Source organism: Kitasatospora kazusensis, assembly GCF_039529945.1.
Lineage (GTDB): Bacteria > Actinomycetota > Actinomycetes > Streptomycetales > Streptomycetaceae > Kitasatospora > Kitasatospora kazusensis.
In genome coordinates this window covers 1-18451 of the sequence record NZ_BAAANT010000044.1, presented here as the reverse complement: position 1 = coordinate 18451, position 18451 = coordinate 1, and the positions used below count along the sequence as shown (strand labels likewise).

The window sequence follows — 18451 nt, the reverse complement described above, 5'->3', positions numbered from 1 at the left end:
GCCCCGGCCCGCGCGTCGAGAGGTGTTGCCCGGCCCTGGTCTCGGTGGTTCATGGGTGAGCTTGATCCCGGCGGCCGTCGACACCCGCTGGTGCGGCGACATCACGTACACCCGACCGATCAGGGCTGGCTCTACCTGGCCTCCGTCATTCACATCGCCTCGCGCCGCGTCGTCGGCTGGGCCACCGCCGACCACCTGCGGATCGAACTCGTCGCCGACGCCCTGCGGGCCGCCTGCCCCAGCCGTCGGCCCGACGGCCCGGTGGTCTTCCACTCGGATCGCGGCTGTCAAGGCGGATTCAACCGGTGGTCGCAACACCTTGATCGGGATGGTGTTGCATGGGACGGCCAGCAGGTTGGATCACGACGCTGACGGGGCGTCCGGCGATGCGTTCGCCTGGGCGGCCCCCGATCCGGCGCGGTGTGGAGCGGGAGTTCTGGGTGCGGATCGCGGAGGGTATGACCAGCGAGGAGGCGGGGATCGCGTGCGGTGTCTCGGGGTGGTCGGCTCGCGGTGGTTCCGCGAGGGCGGCGGCATGCCCACCCTTCGGCTGGGACCTGACTCGGGCCGGTACCTGTCCTTCGCCGAACGCGAGGAGATCGCGCTGCTGCGGGCCCAGGACGCCGGGGTGCGGGAGATCGAGCTCCTGCGGGCGTCTACTGATCAAGCGGCCCGGTTTCCGCAGTCGTCCGTCATCCCTCCGGAGTCACGAGAAGAGGCGTCGACGCCGGATGCTGCCCCGGTTGACTCCGCCTGGTGAAGCGCCCTTTCCTTGTATCCCGTCATCCACCCGCCATACCTTCGGCGGACTCCCGACCCCGCACCTCTCCTCCCGGCTGGCATCATGGCTGGTGAACGTCGACTTCGGCAGCGGGCCGCAGTGCGGGAGGAGCGCTGGTGCATAGCCGAGCCCGGCTCGTCGCCGAGACCTGAGCCATCCGCGTATCCGTCAGGCGGGCCCATGTCGCCGGTACTTGTCTGGGCGTGCATGCGGAGCGCTCAGTGGGGTAGCTGAGCTGCCATGGGACGGATCACGGAACTCGACAGCAGGCTTTTCGCGCGGGTGGCGCGCGCACGACTGCGCGGCGTCGATGTCTGGTTGCCCCGGCTGAGCCGGTCGGCGAACCACGGCGTCCTGTGGACGGCCTCGGCAGGGCTGCTGGCGGCCAGTGGTGACCGCACCGCTCGCAGGGCCGCGCTGCGCGGCGTGGGATCGCTGCTCCTGGCCTCGGCGGCGGCCAACCTGGTGGCGAAGTCCGTAACGAGACGTCAACGGCCGCTGCTCAACGACGTACCGCTGGTTCGCAGGCTCGCCCGGCAGCCCTTCACCACGTCCTTCCCGTCGGGGCACTCGGCGTCGGCCGCCGCCTTCGCTACTGGTCTCGCGTTGGAGTCGCCGACCCTGGGCGCGATCGCGGCACCCGTGGCGGGCGCGGTGATGGCCTCCCGGGTCTTCGTCGGCGCGCACTACCCAAGCGACGTGATCGCGGGGGCCACCCTCGGCGCCTCGATGGCCGCACTCACGCTGCGCTGGTGGCCTCGTCGGGCCGACAGCCCGGCCAGCGCCGCAAGGCCGGGCGTCGCCGTCCCGGCGCTACCACGTGGCGAAGGACTGAGTGTGGTGGTGAACGGCAGATCGGGCAGCCAGCTCCTGCCTGGCTTCGACGCCACCCCCGACGGCGTGGTCGCCGAGCTGCGCGAGCTGTTGCCGGCGGCCGACATCCGGGTTTGCGGCCACGGGGACGACCTGGCGAAGGTGATGGCCGAAGCCGCCGAAGGCTGCCGGGCTCTGGGCGTGTGTGGCGGGGACGGGACCGTCAACCTGGCCGCCTCGGTGGCGTCCGAGCGAGGTCTGCCGCTGGCGGTGTTCCCCGGGGGCACCCTCAACCACTTCGCGGTCGACCTCGGGACGCACAGTCTGCGCTCGACGGCCGAGGCGGTTGAGGCCGGCAGCGGCGCCGCCGTGGACGTGGGCCGGGTCTCCATCGCCGGGGACAACCACCTGTTCCTCAATACCTTCAGCCTGGGCGTCTACCCTGAACTCGTCCTCATGAGAGAGAAGTTGGAGAAGCATCTCGGCAAGTGGCCTGCGCTGGCCGTGGCACTCGTCTGTGTCCTCGCCACCGCCGAGCCCGTTCAGCTCGAGGTAGCTGGAGAGCCCCGAGAGGTGTGGTTGCTCTTCGCGGGTAACGGATCCTACGACCCGCCGGGCTTCGCCCCAAGCCACCGCAGCGCGCTGGACGAGGGGAAGCTCGACATCCGAGTTGTTGACGGCAGCCACCCGTTCGCCCGGACCAGGCTCGTGGCTGCCTTCCTCTCCGGCACTCTCTCCCGCTCCCGGGTCTACCGCTCGGCGCGACTGTCAGCTCTCGACCTCACGAGACTTCACGACGTCACCCATATGTCACTGGACGGCGAGACCGTGGAAGCCCCCGACCGCTTGCGGCTGAGTAACGCCGCCAGGGGCCTGACCGTCTACCGACCCGAGCACCCCGCCGTACCGTGACCCGGGACGGCCCGAACCGGGCCAGGATTCGCGAGGTCGCTCTACGAGCTTTGATCTGCACCCGGGCGATCTGTCGTACCAGGGGTGTGAGCTGATCCGGCTGGTGGTCACGGGCGTAGCGTGCGTGACCACCAGCCGGATCAGCCCGGTCAGACACAACTGGAACCCCTGACAGGCCCGCGGCGCCACCTGCGTCAGTCCCTTGCCGACGGCAACCGGGCGGCCCGAGCCTCAGCTGCATGACGCGCATGGTCTGGCTCATCGCGTGGTCCACGTCCACGCCGAACCCGGACTGCTCGCTGTAGGACTGTTCGCCCCGGTCCCTGTCAAATACGAGCCCGACCACGACTCCGAGTTCCGGTCCATTCGCCCCCATCCCGGGCCCCACTCACGACGGCCACCGTGCCTGTCGCCACCGAAGGGTGCGTCAGCGCCGCTCCCGCAAGGACACCCAGGGAGAAATCGGGCGGAGGTTCCGTGACGTCCTCTGGAGGTACTCACGAACACGAGTAGCGCGGCACGCGGGCGGCCCCGCGTGCCGCGCTACTCGTGTTGGAACCGGACGACGGCTCCTGAAGGCCCGTGAAACACCATCCACACGGGCACCGTTTCATCTCTCACGCCGGAGGGCTTGCCGGTGCACGACCGCAACCGATTCTGACGGCAAGCGCCCTTCCCGTTCGGGGTTGTCCGGGGTCAGGGCGCGACGGTGTCCGCTGCGGGGGGCTGTGGCTCATCGTCAGGGTCCACGCGGTGCGCCGGGACCTTGTGCGGCTTCTGATCACTCAGGTGGGGGCGGTGCTCGGCGTCCTCCTGATCGGCGGGGTTCTGCTGGATCGGCGAGGGCTTGGCGGTCATCGTTCCTCCAACGCTGTCGGTATTCGCTCGGCTCCGCCTACCCCCGTCCCGCGGCTCTACGCCGCGTGCTGGTCGATGTGCGAACGCGCGGCCCGGAGCGGGGGCGTTCGAGGGGGCTTTGCGGGGCAGACGGTCACTGGCGGTCGGCCCGACTGCTGACGGTCCTATGTCAGAGGAGAGACTGTGGAGCCCGACGCGCACACGGGAAACACCGCCCGCGATCTGACGCCGACCAGGCGAGGTAGCGGACCGCGTACCCGGATTCAGACCTCGGAGCGGCGGCCGCCGCAGGTGAGGTCGTGGTTCCGTGCGGGGTTCGCGCTCAGTGTGGGGGCGCTCCTGGCGTGGCATGCGGTGGACGCGGTACTCCAACTCACTTCGTTGCTCACGCTGCTGTTGCTCGCCGCGTTCATCGCGGTGAGTCTGGAGCCCGTGGTGGCGTGGCTGGTGCGCCGAGGACTTCGCCGAGCCTGCTCAGTGGCGGTCGTGGTGTGTGCTCTGGTCGTCGCCCTGACCGGACTTCTCGCGGTGGTCATCCCGCCGGTCAGCGAGGAGGCGACCGCACTGGTCGATGCCGTTCCGGGGTGGCTGCAACAGCTGCACGATCACCAGTCGACGCTCGGTCGGATCGAGGACCACTATCACCTGGTCGAGCGGGCGAAGGAGCAGTTGGGCTCCGGCGGTTCGGCCTCCGGGGTGTTCGGCGGCGTGCTCGGCGCGGGGCAGCTCCTGCTGAGCACCGTGACGGCGACGGTGATCGTCATCAGCGTCGCCCTGTATGTCATGGCGGCCCTGCCGGTCATCAAGGCATTCTGCTACCGCTTCGTCCCGCGGAGCCGACGCTTGGCGGTGGAGGAGATCACCGAGGAGATCCTCAACCGGACCGGCCGCTACATGCTGGGCAATGTGGTGACCTCCGCGATCGCGGGGCTCGCGACCTTCGCCTGGTGCGCGGCCACCGACATGCCCTACGCGGGGGCCCTGGGGGTTTTCGTCGCGCTGATGGACCTGGTTCCCATGGTGGGTTCGACGATCGGGGGACTCGTCGTCAGCCTGGTCGCGCTGTCGGTGTCCCTGCCGATCGCCGTCGCCACCGCCGGCTTCTACATCGCCTTCCGGCTTCTCGAGGACTACCTGATCATGCCCAAGGCCATGAAGTTCGTGGTGGACGTACATCCGATCGTGACGGTGGTCGCGGTCCTCCTCGGGGGCGCGCTGCTGGGCCTCGTCGGCGCGCTCGTCGCGGTGCCGGCGGCGGTCGCGCTCGGCCTGGTCCTTGACGAGTACGTCTTCCCCCGCACGGACAACACCTGACCTGAGGTGGCTTGGCCGCCGTGATTCGGGTTAGACGGTGGCTGTGCTGAGAACATTCTGGGTTGCTCTGTTGGGGTGCGTGGCCGCGGTCACTGTCGTGACGGCTGCGCTGGTGTCGTCGTGGTGGTGGCTGGCGGCTGGTCCGCTGGCGTCCCTGCTGCTACTGGCGGGATGGGATCTCCTGCAGCGCAGGCATTCCGTCCTGCGGAACTACCCGGTGCTGGGCCATCTGCGATTCGCCCTGGAGGGCATCCGACCGGAGGTGCAGCAGTACTTCGTCGAGCGCAGCGTCGACGGGCGTCCCTTCGACCGCGACACCCGCAGCATCGTCTACGAGCGGGCCAAAGGCACCGACGCGGAGGAGCCGTTCGGCACCGAACTCGATCTGTACGAGAGCGGCCGCGAGTTCCTCGTCCCCTCGATGGCCCCACACGCGGTGCGCTCGGACCCGCCGCGCGTGCGGATCGGCGGCCCGGACTGCTCACAGCCCTACGACATGGCGCTGCTCAATGTCTCGGCGATGAGTTTCGGGTCGCTGTCCGCCAACGCCGTGCTGGCCCTCAACACCGGTGCCGCACTGGGCGGATTCACTCACGACACCGGCGAAGGCGGGCTCTCCGAGTACCACCTGCGACCCGGCGGCGACCTGGTGTGGGAGATCGGCACAGGTTACTTCGGCTGCCGGACCAAGGACGGCGACTTCGACGAGGTTCAGTTCGCCGAGAAGGCCGCCCACCCGCAGGTCAAGTGCGTGTCGCTGAAGCTCAGCCAGGGGGCCAAGCCCGGCATCGGCGGAGTACTGCCCGGCGCGAAGGTCAATGCAGAGATCGCAGAGGTCCGCGGTGTCCCACAGGGCCAGACCGTCATCTCCCCGCCCTACCACCGGGTCTTCTCCACACCGCGCGAACTGGTCCGCTTCATCGCGCGGATGCGCGAACTGGCCGGCGGCAAGCCCACCGGCTTCAAACTGTGCGTCGGCTCCCGCCGCCAGTTCCTCGCCGTCTGCAAGGCCATGCTGGAGGAGGACATCACCCCGGACTTCATCATCGTCGACGGCGCCGAAGGCGGCACCGGCGCCGCACCCCTGGAATTCGCCGACACCATCGGCATGCCCCTCACCGAGGGCCTGATGACCGTCCACAACGCACTGCTGGGCACCGGACTGCGTCACCGGATCCGGATCGGAGCCAGCGGCAAGGTCGCCACCGGAAGCGACCTGGTCAAACGGCTGCTCCAGGGCGCCGACTACACCAACTCCGCCCGGGCCATGATGTTCGCCATCGGCTGCATCCAGGCCCAGCGCTGCCACACCAACACCTGCCCGACCGGCGTGACCACCCAGGACCCCCGCCGGGCCCGGGCCCTGGACGTCGGCGACAAGTCCCAGCGGGTCCAACGCTTCCAGGAGGCAACCGTCAAGAGCGCCCTGCAGATCATGGCCGCCATGGGCGTCGACGAACCCTCCCAGCTGCGCCCGCACATGCTCCAGCGCAGGCTGGACCCGCAGACCATCCGCTCCTACGCCGAGCTGTACCCGCAGCTCGCCCCAGGGCAACTCATCAACGACGCCCCCGAAGCGTGGGCCCAGGACTGGCACGCCGCGCATCCCGACCACTTCACCGCGTGACCGGGCGACCCGCCCGATCGAAGAGTGTGAACACGATCCCGTATTCACTGAATGAACCGGAGGACCCGCCCGTGGCACGCACCGTCGCCCGTGTGATTGTCGACGCCCTGCAGGAACTGGGCGTCCGCCATGTGTTCGGCGTCGTCGGCGACGCACTGAACCCGCTCACCGACGCCATCCGCACCACCGAAGGCGTCGACTGGATCGGCTGCCGCCATGAAGAGGCCGCCGCGTTCGCCGCAGGCGCGCAGTCCCAACTGTCCGGGACCCTGGGCGTGTGCATGGGCACCGTCGGCCCCGGCTCCGTCCACCTGCTCAACGGCCTCTACGACGCCGCCAAGAGCCGCACCCCGGTCCTCGCCATCGCCGGACAGGTACCGCTGGCCGAGCTCGGCAGCGACTACTTCCAGGAGGTCGACAACGACCTGCTCTTCCGCGACGTCGCCGTCTACCGCAACACCGTCACCTCCCCGGACCAGATGCCGCGCATGCTGGAGGCGGCCGTACGCGCGGCGGTCAGCGAGAGCGGTGTGGCCGTCCTCACGGTGCCCGGCGACCTCGGCGACCTGGAGCTGACCGATGACCGCCCCGCGCGGCTCCCCCGCACGCGCCCCGTCACCCGCCCGGACGAGCCGGGTATCCGCGAGGCGGCCGAGATCGTCAACGCGGGCTCCAAGGTCACCCTGCTGGTCGGGCGCGGCGCCCGCGACGCACGCGACGAGGTACTGGCGCTGGCCGAACGGCTGGCCGCACCGATGGTTCTCACCCTGAAGGCCAAGGAGGGCTTCGAGGGCGAGAACCCGTACCAGGTCGGGCAGACCGGCCTGATCGGCAATCCCGCCGCCGCCCATGCCCTCGACACCTGCGATGCCCTGATCATGCTCGGCACCGACTTCCCCTACCGCGACTGGTACCCCACCGACTGCAAAGTCGTCCAGATCGACCTCCAGGAACGCAACCTGGGACGACGGGTACCTGTCGACGCAGGCCTGGCCGGCGACGTCGGCGCGACCCTCCGGGCAATGCTCCCGCACCTGGACGCCGCCAAGGACCGCTCCCACCTGGAGTCCGCCCGGGAGCGTTTCGACGACTGGCGCGCCTCGCAGCGGCGCCTCGCCGACCCCGGTCACGACAGGCACCTCCTCGGACGGCTGCGCAGCGCGCTGGACAACCGCAGCCACGACATCCGTCCCGAGGCGCTCGCCGCCGCCGTGGACTCGTACGCGAGCGCGGACGCGATCTTCACCTCCGACACCGGCATGGCCACCGTCTGGCTCTCCCGGTTCGTCACCATGCACGGGCAACGGCGCCTGCTCGGGTCCTACAACCTCGGCTCGATGGCCAACGCCATGCCGCAGGCCCTCGGCGCCCAGCTGTGGGCACCGGACCGCCAGGTCGTCGCGTTCTGCGGCGACGGCGGCCTGAGTATGCTGCTCGGCGACCTCATGACCATGAAGACGTACCGGTTGCCGGTGAAGCTCGTGGTCTTCGACAACCGGCGCCTGGGCATGGTCAAACTCGAGCAGGAGCAGGCCGGACTGACCGAGTTCGGCACCGAGCTGGACAACCCGGACTTCGCCGCGGTCGCCGCCGCCCTGGGGCTCACGGGTATCCGCGTCACCGACCCCGCCGAACTCCAGGACAGCGTCCGCCGGGCCTTCGACACCCCCGGGCCGGTCCTGCTGGACGTACTGACCAATCCGCAGGAGCTCGCTGTCCCCGGCAAGCCGACGGTGCAGCAGGGCTGGGGATTCGCCATCGCCAAGGTCAAGGAGATGCTGCAGAGCAACGAGGACTGAGCGGACCAGGCGCATCGATGCCTCGACGACGGCGGTGTCCGGCAGCTCCAGGCCGGTGGCTGCGTCCCGGCGCGGGCGTCGTCCGGCCAGGAGCGCGGAGCGGCTGGCTATCGTGCCTGCCCGACGCCAGCTGAAACCTATAGCCCCGGCAGCGTACCGGTGGTTGCCCCACCACGGTTGCTCAGCGCGCCCGCACCACCCCGCCCGACACCGGCCTGAGGGTGATCCTGGTAATCAAGCTGCTGGGCCGGAAGGTCGCCGGCGTCGTCGTCACCGGGAACGAGGACGGCGCACACCACGTCATCAGCGAGATCTGCGGCGGCCTCGTCGACATCGGGTACACCATCCCGGCTCAGGCGTGGACGTACTGGCACCTCGGCCCCGGATCCGGCCTCGACTACCTGGACGACGAGAAGGGCCACGCCTGGGCGCACTCCACCGGCCGCACGATGACCGCCAACCTCCACCATGTCGCCTCCGCGCTCTCCGGACGTCCCTGGCCGGCCCCGGCTCAGTAGCGCCTGGAGTCGGCTACGGCGAGGGAGAGTTCACGCAGGCGAGCGGGCAGTGCACCATCGGCTGGGGCGCTTCCCAAACCTCCTGGTACCTCTCGCTGTCCCGCTACCACGAGCGACCCCTCCCCCGACACGCGGGCGATCTGGTGGGAATCTGTCCAGAATCCGGGCGCGCACGAGCCCAGTCGGCAGTCCGAACGAAGCTGTGCCAGAGGCCGGGACCGCTCATTAGAGTGGCTACATCGACAAGCGGAGAACCGTCGCGGTGCTCGCCCTGGAGGCCGAGCAGCAGATCCAGAGTCAGGTGTGGGAACTGACGCCGGGCGACCATGCGCTCGCTCTTGAGGCGGAGGCCGGCCTGCGCAAGGCCGTCGGGCTGACAGATGCCCAGGAGGGATCGCCGGAGATCGAGCGGCTCTTCCGGGAACGTTCGCAACCACCGATAGAACTCAAGCGGTCCGGTGATCTTCATCGACTGTGAGCACATGAAGGTGCGTGACGGGCAGGTGGCGAACCGTCCGATCTACGTGGCCCCGCAGCGGACGCAGAGTCCCGACTGGGAAGCGGAGAACTGGGCCAGCACGAGCACCGCCGCCAGGAAGCCGATGACCGGTCCCAGCCGGGCGGGTAGGCGGTCAGGTGTCGGCTGCGGTTTCCTGGCCGTGCTGGGAGACGCGGAGCTGTTCACTGATGCGCAGGGCTTCTTCGAGTTGGTCTCAGGATGACGATGCGGCAGGCGGCGTCGATGGCGGTGCCCTGGTCGACGAGGTCGCGGGTGCGCATCGCGATGCGCAGCTGGTAGCGGGAGTAGCGGCGGTGGCCGCCCTCGGAGCGCAGGGGGGTGATGAGGCCCTGTTCGCCGAGGGAGCGTAGGAAGCCGGGTGTGGTGCCGGTCATCTCGGCGGCGCGGCCCATGGTGTAGGCGGGGTAGTCGTCGTCGAGGGAGTCGGGGGTGTGCGGTCGGATGGTTGCCGTGGTCACTGCACCTCTTCTTGTTGTGTCGGGGACGCGCTGAGGGGCCCCGGGGCCATTGCGGCTCCCGGGGCCCCGAAGGGTTTTACACCATCTACCGGCCTGTGGCCGGGTTCCTTATGTCCGCACGGCCCCGGGGGAGGGGGTGTGCGGGGATCGCGTATGCGTGACCGGAAACCACCGTCCTTGCCTTGGGGTCTTCGGATTCCGCCCGGGTGACTGCCTCACGGGCCGGGCGATCCTGATGGCGCTCTGTCCCTCCGTTCATCCTCTGTACGGACTGATACTGCGAACTGCGGGTACTGCCAACCACTGGTAACGCGAACTACTGGGTGCTGCTGAACTTCAACTACCCGGTACTGCTGCAGCCCTGAAGGGCCACCCGGTCCGACAGCCAGCCCCGTCGCCCGTCCTGCTGACCTGCTCGGCTTGGAACCCCACTGCCGGACTCCCAGCACGCGCGCCCGCAGCCTGGCGCCTTTGCTGAGATACCGCCTACCGCGACTGCTGGTACCGCTCGACCCAACTTCACCTGCTGGTACTGCACCTGCAACTACCGCGGTACCGCTGATCTGTGGCCCCCGATCACTGCGGGCCACCCAGCCCGGCCGCCAGCCCCGTCGCCGTCCTGCACCTTCCCTGGCTTCAGGACCCTGCCACCGTGCCGACCTGCGAACTTCCGTACCACTGCCCGCAAGTTCGTGTTTGGCGGGTACCGCTTGACCGCGTCTACGAGAGAAACACTAGCCACGACACCAGGCAATGTCTACTCCAGCGGGCACAGATTTTTCCGTGTCCGACGGGGAGGTATTCTCCGTCCCGCGCGGGGGCCGGACGGACCGGACCCGCAGTCGCAGCCGCGAGACGGAGGAAGCCGCGTTCAGCGGCTCGGGACCACGAACCAAACGAACGGGAGGCGAGGTGGAAGGGCGGCAGACCGCGCCGCACGGGCGCACCCCCGACCCGCATACCAAGGCATCACTGGTGGCTGCCATCGGCGAAGCCGTCCGCGACCGGGACGAACGGGTCCTGCGCCGGCTGCTGGCCCGCTTCGCCGAGCAGGCCGCCATCGCGGACCTGCCCGCCCTGCGCGACGCCATCGACACCGCCCGGTTCCACGGTGGCCGTCCGTCGGTACCCCGGTAGCCGGCCCGGTGCTACGGTGCCCTGATCAAGAGCAGCGCGCCTGTACGAGGCCCGCACCTACTCGCGAGTTCGCTCGTTTTCACCGTCTCAGGTGTCGGAGTAACCGAGGTCTCCGATTGTCCAGCTGCTGATGTCTTCGATGGTGATGCGGTACATACCGCCGGTGTGGGGTAGGGCGAAGTTGCCCTGCAGGATTTTCGCGCGGTGGAGGTGGAGGTGGGTGGGCCGCGCGGGCGGGCCTTCGGCGGGCGGCGCGAAGAGGGCGGCGAACGGCTTCAGGTGCTCAGAGGCCTGGAGGACCTCCGCCACCCGCTCCCACCACAGGGACACCGGCGCGAGCCTGCCGGTGATCACTGCGCCGGGGACCACCACGGTCAAGGACATCTGGTTACTGTGCTCGGACTCGACCATCGCGGCGATGTCGACGAGCAGCCCGTCAGGGTTCGACATGAGTCCCAGATTAGGACACGGCGGTCGGTGTCCGGGAGTCCGCCCCAAGGCGGTGACTGCGGTGCGTGCGGGGGTGTCGCCGGCCTACGCGGCCGGGCTTCGACCGGTGCCCGCTGCCGCGAGCGCCGGCCGGCTGCTGCGGCGCGGCGCACGGCAGGGCCGGGGCGGCGCCGGGATCGCACTGGCCCACGGTGACGAACAGCTCGGTTCCAAGGGTGGCGACGGTGAAGCCCGCGGAGTTGAGAACCTCCGACAAGGCCAGAGTGAGCGCACTGCGGATGCCGCGGAACTCGGTGCGTCCGGCGGCGTCGGCGGGAAGCGGGGAGGCGTGGAGCGTCGGCCCGATCAGATCCTCGCCCGGCCGCCATCCCAGCACCAGGCCAACACCCGGGCGCAGCCGTACGGAGAGGCCGGCCGCCTTCGGCGGTGCCGGCTCGAACCCTCGGAGCGAGAGCACTTCACAAACGGACTCAAACAGATGTTTGTCATCCACGCGACGATTCTGGCGCCCGCACGATCGGCGTACGGCCGACGGTGACTGATCGTCATGTGTCGTTCCGGCTACCGCCGGGGCCGGGACCGGCGGGGCCCGTTCGACATGGCCATCGGGATCAATGGCCAGCGGTGCGCACCCCTGGATGATGCCGAGGCGACGGTGCGCCGTCGTCTCGGCACGGGGACCGCCCGCGAGCGGTGCAGCACGTTCGGCCGAGAAGCGCGTGGCGCCCGGGGTCAGAGTTTGAACATCGCGGCGTACGGCTGGGTGATGCGTTCCTGCCGCGATCCGAAGTCGACGAGTACGGCAATGTCGCTGTCGCCTTCGACGCCGATGGCGCGGCCGAGGCCGTAGCGGTCGTGGGTGACTCGGTCGCCAACGGCGAACCGCTTGAGCGGCGCCTGGACCCGGGCTTTGAAGGGGCTGGTGGGCAGGGGCCGGCGGACTGCTGCTGATTTCGTCATTCCTTGCAGTATGCGCCGGAAATCGCGGGAGCGGGGCCTTTTGGTGGAACTCGAATGTGAACGGGTCGGAATTCGAATCGTGCCGTCCGCTGTCTCCGCTGGAACCGATGGCGGGGCCGAGCCGGGGCCGCAGTGGCGAGAGCCCACGCGGCGCGCCTCGGGGCTCGTCCATGTCGCACTGCCGGTGGAGCCGCCGCCCCGGACAAGCGCTATGCCGTCAACCACCCTCCCCACAGGGAGCGTTGGCGTTCCTGGCGACTCGGGGGCAGCGGGCCCGAGGAGAGGCCCCTGAAAAACCGGGAGTGAAATAATCCACCACGGAAGGCCGGGGCCTGCTAGAGTCATTTTAGTTGCAGTAGTGGTTCCCATGAACTTTGTGTGCGCCTGCTGATGTATCGCAGGCGCATTTTTGTTTCCCGGCTCTTCCCCGGGTGGGTCATCATCGCGGCACTCGGAGCGCGCACAGTGCGGGCTTCGGACAGCCCCTCGAAGGAGATTTCTTTATGGCTAATGGCACTGTGAAGTGGTTCAACGCGGAAAAGGGCTTCGGCTTCATCGAGCAGGAGGGTGGCGGTCCTGACGTGTTCGCCCACTACTCGAACATCAACGCCAACGGCTTCCGTGAGCTGCTCGAGGGCCAGAAGGTCGAGTTCGACGTCACGCAGGGCCAGAAGGGCCCGCAGGCCGAGAACATTCGTCCGCTGTAGTTTTTCTGCTGAGGCACCCGCCTAGCAGCGAGGGGCCCGCACCGCGTACATGCCCGGTGTGGGCCCCTCGGCATTGCGTCACGACGCACATCCCCGGCCGTTCAGGCCCCTTGGCTTCGCCACTGGCATCCATCCCCACGCGAGACGCACAGCGCCGCGTCCGGATCGGCGCCCTGCCGTGAGATCTCACGGTTCGAGGTTCGCGCTCCCGCTCCTTTCGGTGAGCGCCGACCGTAGGTGACGTGCCGCACGGTTCTACCGTCCACGCCCCGCCCGTCACACTTTCTGGCTCGTTCCCTTGCGGTCTCCGCCGGCGCCCCGCGCTGCGGAGCCTTCCTCGTGACGTGCCGCCCTGAGGAAGGTTTCCCGCATGAACCGCTCCAGTCGCTCCTCGTACCAGAGCTCCAACTCCCGCTCCGGCGGGGCCGCCTACGGGTCCCGCTCCGGCGGCAGTTCCTTCTACGGCGACCGGCCCGCCGGCGGCCGCACCTCCTCCGGTCGCAGTGCCCGTCAGGGCTCTTCTCTTCAGGGTGAGTTCGCGATGCCGGTGAGCACCACCCCGGCGCTGCCGGCCGTCGAGTCGTTCGACGAACTGGACATGCCCAAGGCGCTGCTGTCGGTGCTGACCCGCCAGGGCGTCACGGCGCCGTTCCCGATCCAGGCCGCCACTCTGCCGAACTCGCTGGCCGGACGTGACGTCCTCGGACGAGGGCGCACCGGCTCCGGCAAGACCATCGCGTTCGGTCTCGCCGTGCTGGCCCGCACCGCCGGGCAGAAGGCCGAACCGCGGCGGCCGCTGGCGCTGGTGCTGGTCCCCACCCGTGAGCTCGCGCAGCAGGTCACCGAGGCGCTCACCCCCTACGCCCACGCGGTGCGCCTGCGGATGGCGACCGTGGTGGGCGGGATGTCGATCGGGCGCCAAGCGCAGGCGCTGAACCGCGGGGCGGAGGTCGTGGTGGCCACCCCCGGCCGGCTCAAGGACCTGATCCAGCGCGGCGACTGCCAGCTCGACGGCGTCGGCATCACGGTACTCGACGAGGCCGACCAGATGGCCGACATGGGCTTCCTGCCGCAGGTCACCGAGCTCCTCGACCAGGTCGCCGAAGGCTGCCAGACAATGCTGTTCTCCGCCACCCTGGACCGCAACGTCGACCGGCTCGTGCGCCGCTTCCTCAAGGACCCGGTCACCCACTCGGTGGACCCGTCCGCAGGAGCGGTCAGCACCATGGAGCACCACGTGCTGCACGTGCAGAACTCCGACAAGAACGCCACGATCGCCCACATCGCCTCCCGTGACGGCGGGGTGATCATGTTCACCGACACCAAGCACGGCGCCGACCGCCTGGTACTCGACCTGCTCGCCAGCGGGGTGAAGGCCGCGGCGCTGCACGGAGGCAAGTCCCAGCCCCAGCGCACCCGCACACTGGAGCAGTTCCGCAACGGCCAGGTCACCGCGCTGATCGCGACCAACGTCGCCGCGCGCGGCATCCACGTCGACGGCCTCGACCTTGTGGTCAACCTGGACCCGCCGGCCGACCACAAGGACTACCTGCACCGCGGCGGCCGCACCGCCCGGGCCGGCGAGTCCGGCACCGTCGTCACGCTGGTGCTGCCCAACCAGCGCCGCGAGATGGCCCGCATGATGGCCACCGCCGCCATCACCCCCGTCACCACCAGGGTCAGCGCCGGCGACGAGGAGCTCGCCCGCATCACCGGCGCCCGCGTGCCCACCGGCATCCCCGCCGTGATCGCCGACCCCGTGGTCGAGCGCCCGCGCCGCAGCGCCTCCGCAAGCCGGGGCCGTCGCAGCCGGCCCGCCTACGCCGGCCGCAACCCGCAGACCGCCGGCGGCTCGCGCAGCGCAGCGCCGAGGCGTGTCGCTCTCGCCGCATAGGACGCCGTGCGGGCCCGGGCCGCGACACGGCCCGGGCCCGCATCATGCACCGGTGGGCGACACTCGGTTCCCACGACGACCGCACGAGAAACCCGCCCCCAGCACCGCCGCGCCGCTGACCGACCCCGTTGTCCGTGGGCTCGCCCAGCGCCCGGCCTGAGCCGGGCCCGGCCGGTCGGCAGGGCACCGGTCAGAGGCCGTCGTAGTAGCGCCGCTCCTCGACCACCTCACCCACGGCCGGGCGGCGCCCGCCGTGGAGGCCGCGCCGGCGGAAGATACTCGCGTAGGTGAACAGTCCGATGAATCCCGCGGCCATCAGGATGAAGCCGACCAGGTGGAGGTTCACACCCGACAGGTGCCAGTCGACACCGAAGGCCAGGATGGCTCCCAGCGCGATGACGATGACGCAGCCGCCGATTCCCATGTCTGTTCTCCTTCTGTTGACGGTCTGTCCGCGCTCCCGCGTGGGGTCACCGGACGGTGCGGATGACGAGATTGCCGATCGCCGCGTAGACGGCCGCCGCGATGCCGTAGTCCAGCAGGACCTGCAGCGTGCTGCTGTGCACCGAGAAGATGCCCCGGGACCAGACGGAGAGCCAGTCGGCGGCGTTGCGGATCCAGTGCACGAGGATGTTGCCGGTGTTGGCGCCGAGGAGATCGAGAACGATCCAGGCCACCAGCAGGAGTACGACGGCGTTGGCGAGCGCTCTGACCGCCGAACTGAGTGAAGTAACCTTTCTCATGGCTGTCGCCTTTCCCGTACGGGTAGCGGAGATCTGCCGAAGCTGGTGCCCGGCCGAACGCCCGAGTGAGCTCCCCCGGTGGGGACTCGACCTGAGCGCGACCGGAGGTGGCGCGGTGTGTGGCCCGTCGGAGGCCGCCGGTCATGCCGTCAGGGAGCCACGGGCCGGCGCCGGTCGGCGGGAGCGGGCCCTGACGAGCCGGTGGCGTTCGTCCTCGGTGAGGCCGCCCCACACCCCGAAGGGCTCGCGGGTCTGCAGGGCGTGACGGCGGCACTCGATCCGCACCGGACACGGCGCACAGACGGCCTTCGCCGCCTCCTCGCGCTCTTGGTGCTCGGTGTCGCGCTCGCCCGCCGGGTGGAAGAACAGCGCTGTGTCGGCCCGGCCGCAGGAGCCGCGGGACTGCCAGTCCCAGCGGTCGGCGACGGCTCCGGGCAGACGGGAGATGTTCGTCATGACAGCCCTCTCGTTCTCGACGGTTGCCGGCTACCCGGTCGTATAACCCGCTTGGGGAGGGTCAATCACCGTCACCGGATCCTCTCGGCCCCGGCCTTCGCGCGTTCGGCATCCGAGGCAACTCCCGAGTTCGACAGGCCCGTTGACCCGATGCATGCCTCCGCCGAGGCCGGGCACACGGAGCGGGAGGCCGGGCGGCGCGTGGCCGTGAGTCAGGTCCGCCCGCCCGCGTGCCGGAACCGGAGGAATGGAGTACCGCGTGGAGTTGCTCGGGAGCCTGCTGCAGCTGGCTGCCGTGGCGGCCGGTGCGGGCGCGGCGGCCTTCGCGCTCGACCTGACAGCCGAGGCGGTCGCCCGCTACCTGACGGACCATCGCCCGCAGAACACGATCATGGCCTTGCTGCGCGGCTGTCGGAGGCCCGTCCTCGCGGCGGCCTCCGTGGGGCTGTTGCTGGCCGGTGAGGGCTGGGCGCACCTGACGCCCCGGCTCAACGGCGCCGTACGCCATCTGCTGGTCCTGCTCTGCCTGGTGGCCTTCGCCTGGCTGGCCAGCCGTCTGGTCGCGCTGCTCATCGACACCGGAGTCCGACTGTCCGCCCGGCGTCACGACGGGAGCAGGATGCAGCGGGCCCGCACCCAGGCGGCGATGCTGCGCCGGATCAGCCAGGCGGCCATCGCCGTGGTCGCGCTGGGCGCGATGCTGATGACCTTCCCCGCCGCCCGCACGGTCGGCACCAGCCTGCTGGCCTCGGCGGGCCTGGCCGGCGTAGTCGCCGGAGTGGCGGCGCAGAGCACCCTCGGGAACCTGTTCGCGGGCATCCAGATGGCGCTGGGCGACATGGTGCGGATCGGCGACGACGTAGTCGTCGCGGGCGAGTGGGGCACCGTCGAGGAGATCACCCTCACCTACCTGGTGGTGGCGACCTGGGACCAGCGCCGGATCGTCATGCCGGTCTCCTACTTCGCCGGCCGCCCGTTCGAGAACTGGTCGCGTCACGACACCCGGATCACCGGGACCGCCCTGCTCCACCTCGACCACAGCGCCCCGGTCGGCGAGCTGCGCTCCGAGTTCGAGACCATCCTGGCGAAGTGCGACCTCTGGGACGGTCAGGGCAAGGCCCTGCAGGTGGTCGACACCACCCCCTCCACCATCGTGGTCCGGGCCCTGATGACGGCTCGGGACGCCGGTGACGCCTTCGAACTGCGCTGCGTCGTCCGGGAGAAGCTGATCGCCTTCCTGCGGGAGGAACACCCCGGTGCCCTGCCCCGGGTGGTCCTGGCCGACGCCCGAGCCGCCGACGCCCACGCCGGTGCCGCCCGCGCAGGTCCTGACGCCCCATAGGACCGCCCGCCCCCGCAGACCCGTGACCATTGAGCTCCGCCCACCGCCCACGACCCCGAGGAGCCCGACCATGTCCGTCCTGGTCATCCTGGCCGCACCGCTGCTGCTCGCCGCGATCTTCGTCACCACCGCGCTGCAGCGGCCCCGCCGCCGCACCGTCCTTGCACGCCCGGCAGCCGCCCGTACGACCCGGCGCCGGCTCGCCACCCTGCACAGCGCCCGGCCAGGACACCATGGCTGAGCCCCACACCTACGACGCGCTGCCGCAAGACGGTGCCCGGCCGAGCCGCGAGGCCGCACCGTCTCGGCCGTCCCCCAGCACCGACGCCCCAGCCCGGTGGCCGGACGCCTCCGGGGCCGCTGCTCGCGATCCTGGCCGTCGGCCGCCTGGTCTCCAGCGGTCCGGCCGCGCTCGGCGCCGTCGCGCGGGCCCGGGGGTCCTCGCCGGACCGGGCGGTGCAGGCCGCCACCGTGGGCCGGGCGAGACCATCGACGCTCTCGCCCTGGGTGGACTCGGGCAAGCACGGGGACCCTGCTCCCGGGCCGGAAGCCTCGGGGGGTTGGCATCGGCCGGGAGCAGGGTCCATCGGGTGGGATCCGCGCCGCTGGGCCGTTCCGGAAGGGCCGGGGGGGTGGACCCGTCCAGGTACTGGCTGCAGTGCGTTCCGGGTGTCGTCTAACCCGGTTCCGGGATCCCAAACCTTCCGCCTCGCGACTCGTTCACGAGCTGGGGCGTCCGAGCCGGCCGACTCGGCGTCCCGGCTCGGACGTCCTGGTTCGCTCGGCTTGCAGGGAGGTGGATTGCAGGAGCAAATGAGAGTTGAACGGTCAATCGACCCAGTAATCCACGACGAAGCGGAGGACCGGACATGGGCAGCCTGTCGAACAAGACGCAGGAGCTCGGCGGGAAGGCGAAGCAGAAGGCCGGTGCCCTGACCGGAGACCAGGAACTCAAGGGCGAGGGCCAAGCCGACCTGGCCGAGTCGAAGGCCAAGCAGGCCGTGTCCGACGTCAAGGACGCCGTCCAAGACGCCGCTGACCGGGTGAAGGGCGCCCTGCGGCGCAACGACTGACAGTGATGATGTTCGTGGTGATGTTGCCGGTGGGTCTGACCCATCGACTGACTGACGCTTCAGCTGTCCTGTTTCGGATTTGTCGGCTC

At 70.0% G+C, this 18451-nt stretch carries 18 protein-coding genes and 3 pseudogenes; 14 read left to right on the top strand and 7 right to left on the bottom strand.

Annotated elements, in window-relative coordinates; all coding sequences use genetic code 11:
* Window positions 1–51 precede the first annotated feature (51 nt).
* The 3 genes and pseudogenes from ABD330_RS27065 to ABD330_RS27055 all read left to right on the top strand — a co-directional run bounded on the left by ABD330_RS27065 (window position 52) and on the right by ABD330_RS27055 (window position 2506).
* Complete coding sequence (locus ABD330_RS27065) at window positions 52–372, top strand: DDE-type integrase/transposase/recombinase (protein ID WP_425555648.1); 321 nt, start codon at window positions 52–54, stop codon at window positions 370–372.
* A pseudogene (locus ABD330_RS27060) lies at window positions 360–640 on the top strand (helix-turn-helix domain-containing protein); the annotation flags it as partial. The gene ABD330_RS27065 and the pseudogene ABD330_RS27060, both read left to right, overlap by 13 nt.
* A gap of 381 nt (window positions 641–1021) precedes the next feature.
* On the top strand, window positions 1022–2506 hold the full coding sequence (locus ABD330_RS27055) for a bifunctional phosphatase PAP2/diacylglycerol kinase family protein (protein ID WP_344468626.1): 1485 nt from the start codon (window positions 1022–1024) through the stop codon (window positions 2504–2506).
* Between the two features lie 696 nt (window positions 2507–3202).
* Here the strand turns inward: ABD330_RS27055 and ABD330_RS27050 are convergent.
* A complete protein-coding gene (locus ABD330_RS27050; RefSeq protein ID WP_344468625.1) occupies window positions 3203–3364 on the bottom strand; it encodes a hypothetical protein in 162 nt (53 codons plus the stop codon).
* 183 nt (window positions 3365–3547) lie between these two features.
* Here ABD330_RS27050 and ABD330_RS27045 point away from each other — a divergent pair, with 183 nt between their 5' ends.
* The 5 genes and pseudogenes from ABD330_RS27045 (at window position 3548) to ABD330_RS27025 (ending at window position 9100) form a co-directional block, all read left to right on the top strand.
* On the top strand, window positions 3548–4678 hold the full coding sequence (locus ABD330_RS27045; protein ID WP_344468624.1) for an AI-2E family transporter: 1131 nt from the start codon (window positions 3548–3550) through the stop codon (window positions 4676–4678).
* Between the two features lie 70 nt (window positions 4679–4748).
* Window positions 4749–6305: an FMN-binding glutamate synthase family protein gene (locus ABD330_RS27040; RefSeq protein ID WP_425555647.1), complete on the top strand. Its 1557-nt coding sequence runs from the start codon at window positions 4749–4751 to the stop codon at window positions 6303–6305.
* Between the two features lie 71 nt (window positions 6306–6376).
* The gene (locus ABD330_RS27035) at window positions 6377–8104 is read left to right on the top strand and encodes a thiamine pyrophosphate-dependent enzyme (RefSeq protein ID WP_344468622.1); all 1728 of its coding nucleotides are present in this window, start codon (window positions 6377–6379) and stop codon (window positions 8102–8104) included.
* 251 nt (window positions 8105–8355) lie between these two features.
* A pseudogene (locus ABD330_RS27030) lies at window positions 8356–8622 on the top strand (flavodoxin family protein); the annotation flags it as partial.
* A gap of 262 nt (window positions 8623–8884) precedes the next feature.
* On the top strand, window positions 8885–9100 hold the full coding sequence (locus tag ABD330_RS27025; protein ID WP_344468621.1) for a hypothetical protein: 216 nt from the start codon (window positions 8885–8887) through the stop codon (window positions 9098–9100).
* A gap of 154 nt (window positions 9101–9254) precedes the next feature.
* Here the strand turns inward: ABD330_RS27025 and ABD330_RS27020 are convergent.
* Window positions 9255–9534: pseudogene (locus ABD330_RS27020) on the bottom strand (helix-turn-helix domain-containing protein).
* Between the two features lie 1041 nt (window positions 9535–10575).
* Here ABD330_RS27020 and ABD330_RS27015 point away from each other — a divergent pair.
* Complete coding sequence (locus ABD330_RS27015; RefSeq protein ID WP_344468620.1) at window positions 10576–10737, top strand: hypothetical protein; 162 nt, start codon at window positions 10576–10578, stop codon at window positions 10735–10737.
* 87 nt (window positions 10738–10824) lie between these two features.
* Here the strand turns inward: ABD330_RS27015 and ABD330_RS27010 are convergent, their stop codons facing one another.
* The gene (locus tag ABD330_RS27010; protein ID WP_344468619.1) at window positions 10825–11187 is read right to left on the bottom strand and encodes a hypothetical protein; all 363 of its coding nucleotides are present in this window, start codon (window positions 11185–11187) and stop codon (window positions 10825–10827) included.
* Between the two features lie 732 nt (window positions 11188–11919).
* A complete protein-coding gene (locus tag ABD330_RS27005; RefSeq protein ID WP_280723943.1) occupies window positions 11920–12147 on the bottom strand; it encodes a hypothetical protein in 228 nt (75 codons plus the stop codon).
* 503 nt (window positions 12148–12650) lie between these two features.
* Here ABD330_RS27005 and ABD330_RS27000 point away from each other — a divergent pair.
* A complete protein-coding gene (locus ABD330_RS27000) occupies window positions 12651–12854 on the top strand; it encodes a cold-shock protein (protein ID WP_030918248.1) in 204 nt (67 codons plus the stop codon).
* Between the two features lie 370 nt (window positions 12855–13224).
* A complete protein-coding gene (locus ABD330_RS26995) occupies window positions 13225–14748 on the top strand; it encodes a DEAD/DEAH box helicase (RefSeq protein ID WP_344468618.1) in 1524 nt (507 codons plus the stop codon).
* Window positions 14749–14938: 190 nt separating this feature from the next.
* Here the strand turns inward: ABD330_RS26995 and ABD330_RS26990 are convergent, their stop codons facing one another.
* The 3 genes from ABD330_RS26990 to ABD330_RS26980 form a co-directional block, all read right to left on the bottom strand.
* The gene (locus ABD330_RS26990; protein ID WP_344468617.1) at window positions 14939–15172 is read right to left on the bottom strand and encodes a DUF6458 family protein; all 234 of its coding nucleotides are present in this window, start codon (window positions 15170–15172) and stop codon (window positions 14939–14941) included.
* Window positions 15173–15218: 46 nt separating this feature from the next.
* Window positions 15219–15491, bottom strand: coding sequence for a hypothetical protein (locus tag ABD330_RS26985; protein WP_344468616.1), 273 nt, complete (start codon window positions 15489–15491; stop codon window positions 15219–15221).
* Window positions 15492–15632: 141 nt separating this feature from the next.
* On the bottom strand, window positions 15633–15947 hold the full coding sequence (locus ABD330_RS26980) for a WhiB family transcriptional regulator (protein WP_344468615.1): 315 nt from the start codon (window positions 15945–15947) through the stop codon (window positions 15633–15635).
* A gap of 259 nt (window positions 15948–16206) precedes the next feature.
* Between ABD330_RS26980 and ABD330_RS26975 the strand changes: the two genes are divergently transcribed.
* From ABD330_RS26975 to ABD330_RS26965, 3 genes are all read left to right on the top strand, one after another.
* Window positions 16207–17289 carry a mechanosensitive ion channel family protein gene (locus ABD330_RS26975; protein ID WP_344468614.1) on the top strand — a complete coding sequence of 361 codons (1083 nt, stop codon included), beginning with the start codon at window positions 16207–16209 and terminating at the stop codon, window positions 17287–17289.
* 70 nt (window positions 17290–17359) lie between these two features.
* Window positions 17360–17530 (top strand): hypothetical protein, encoded by a 171-nt coding sequence (locus ABD330_RS26970; protein ID WP_344468613.1) that lies wholly within the window; start codon window positions 17360–17362, stop codon window positions 17528–17530.
* Window positions 17531–18158: 628 nt separating this feature from the next.
* Window positions 18159–18362 (top strand): CsbD family protein, encoded by a 204-nt coding sequence (locus ABD330_RS26965; protein WP_344468612.1) that lies wholly within the window; start codon window positions 18159–18161, stop codon window positions 18360–18362.
* Window positions 18363–18451 lie beyond the last annotated feature (89 nt).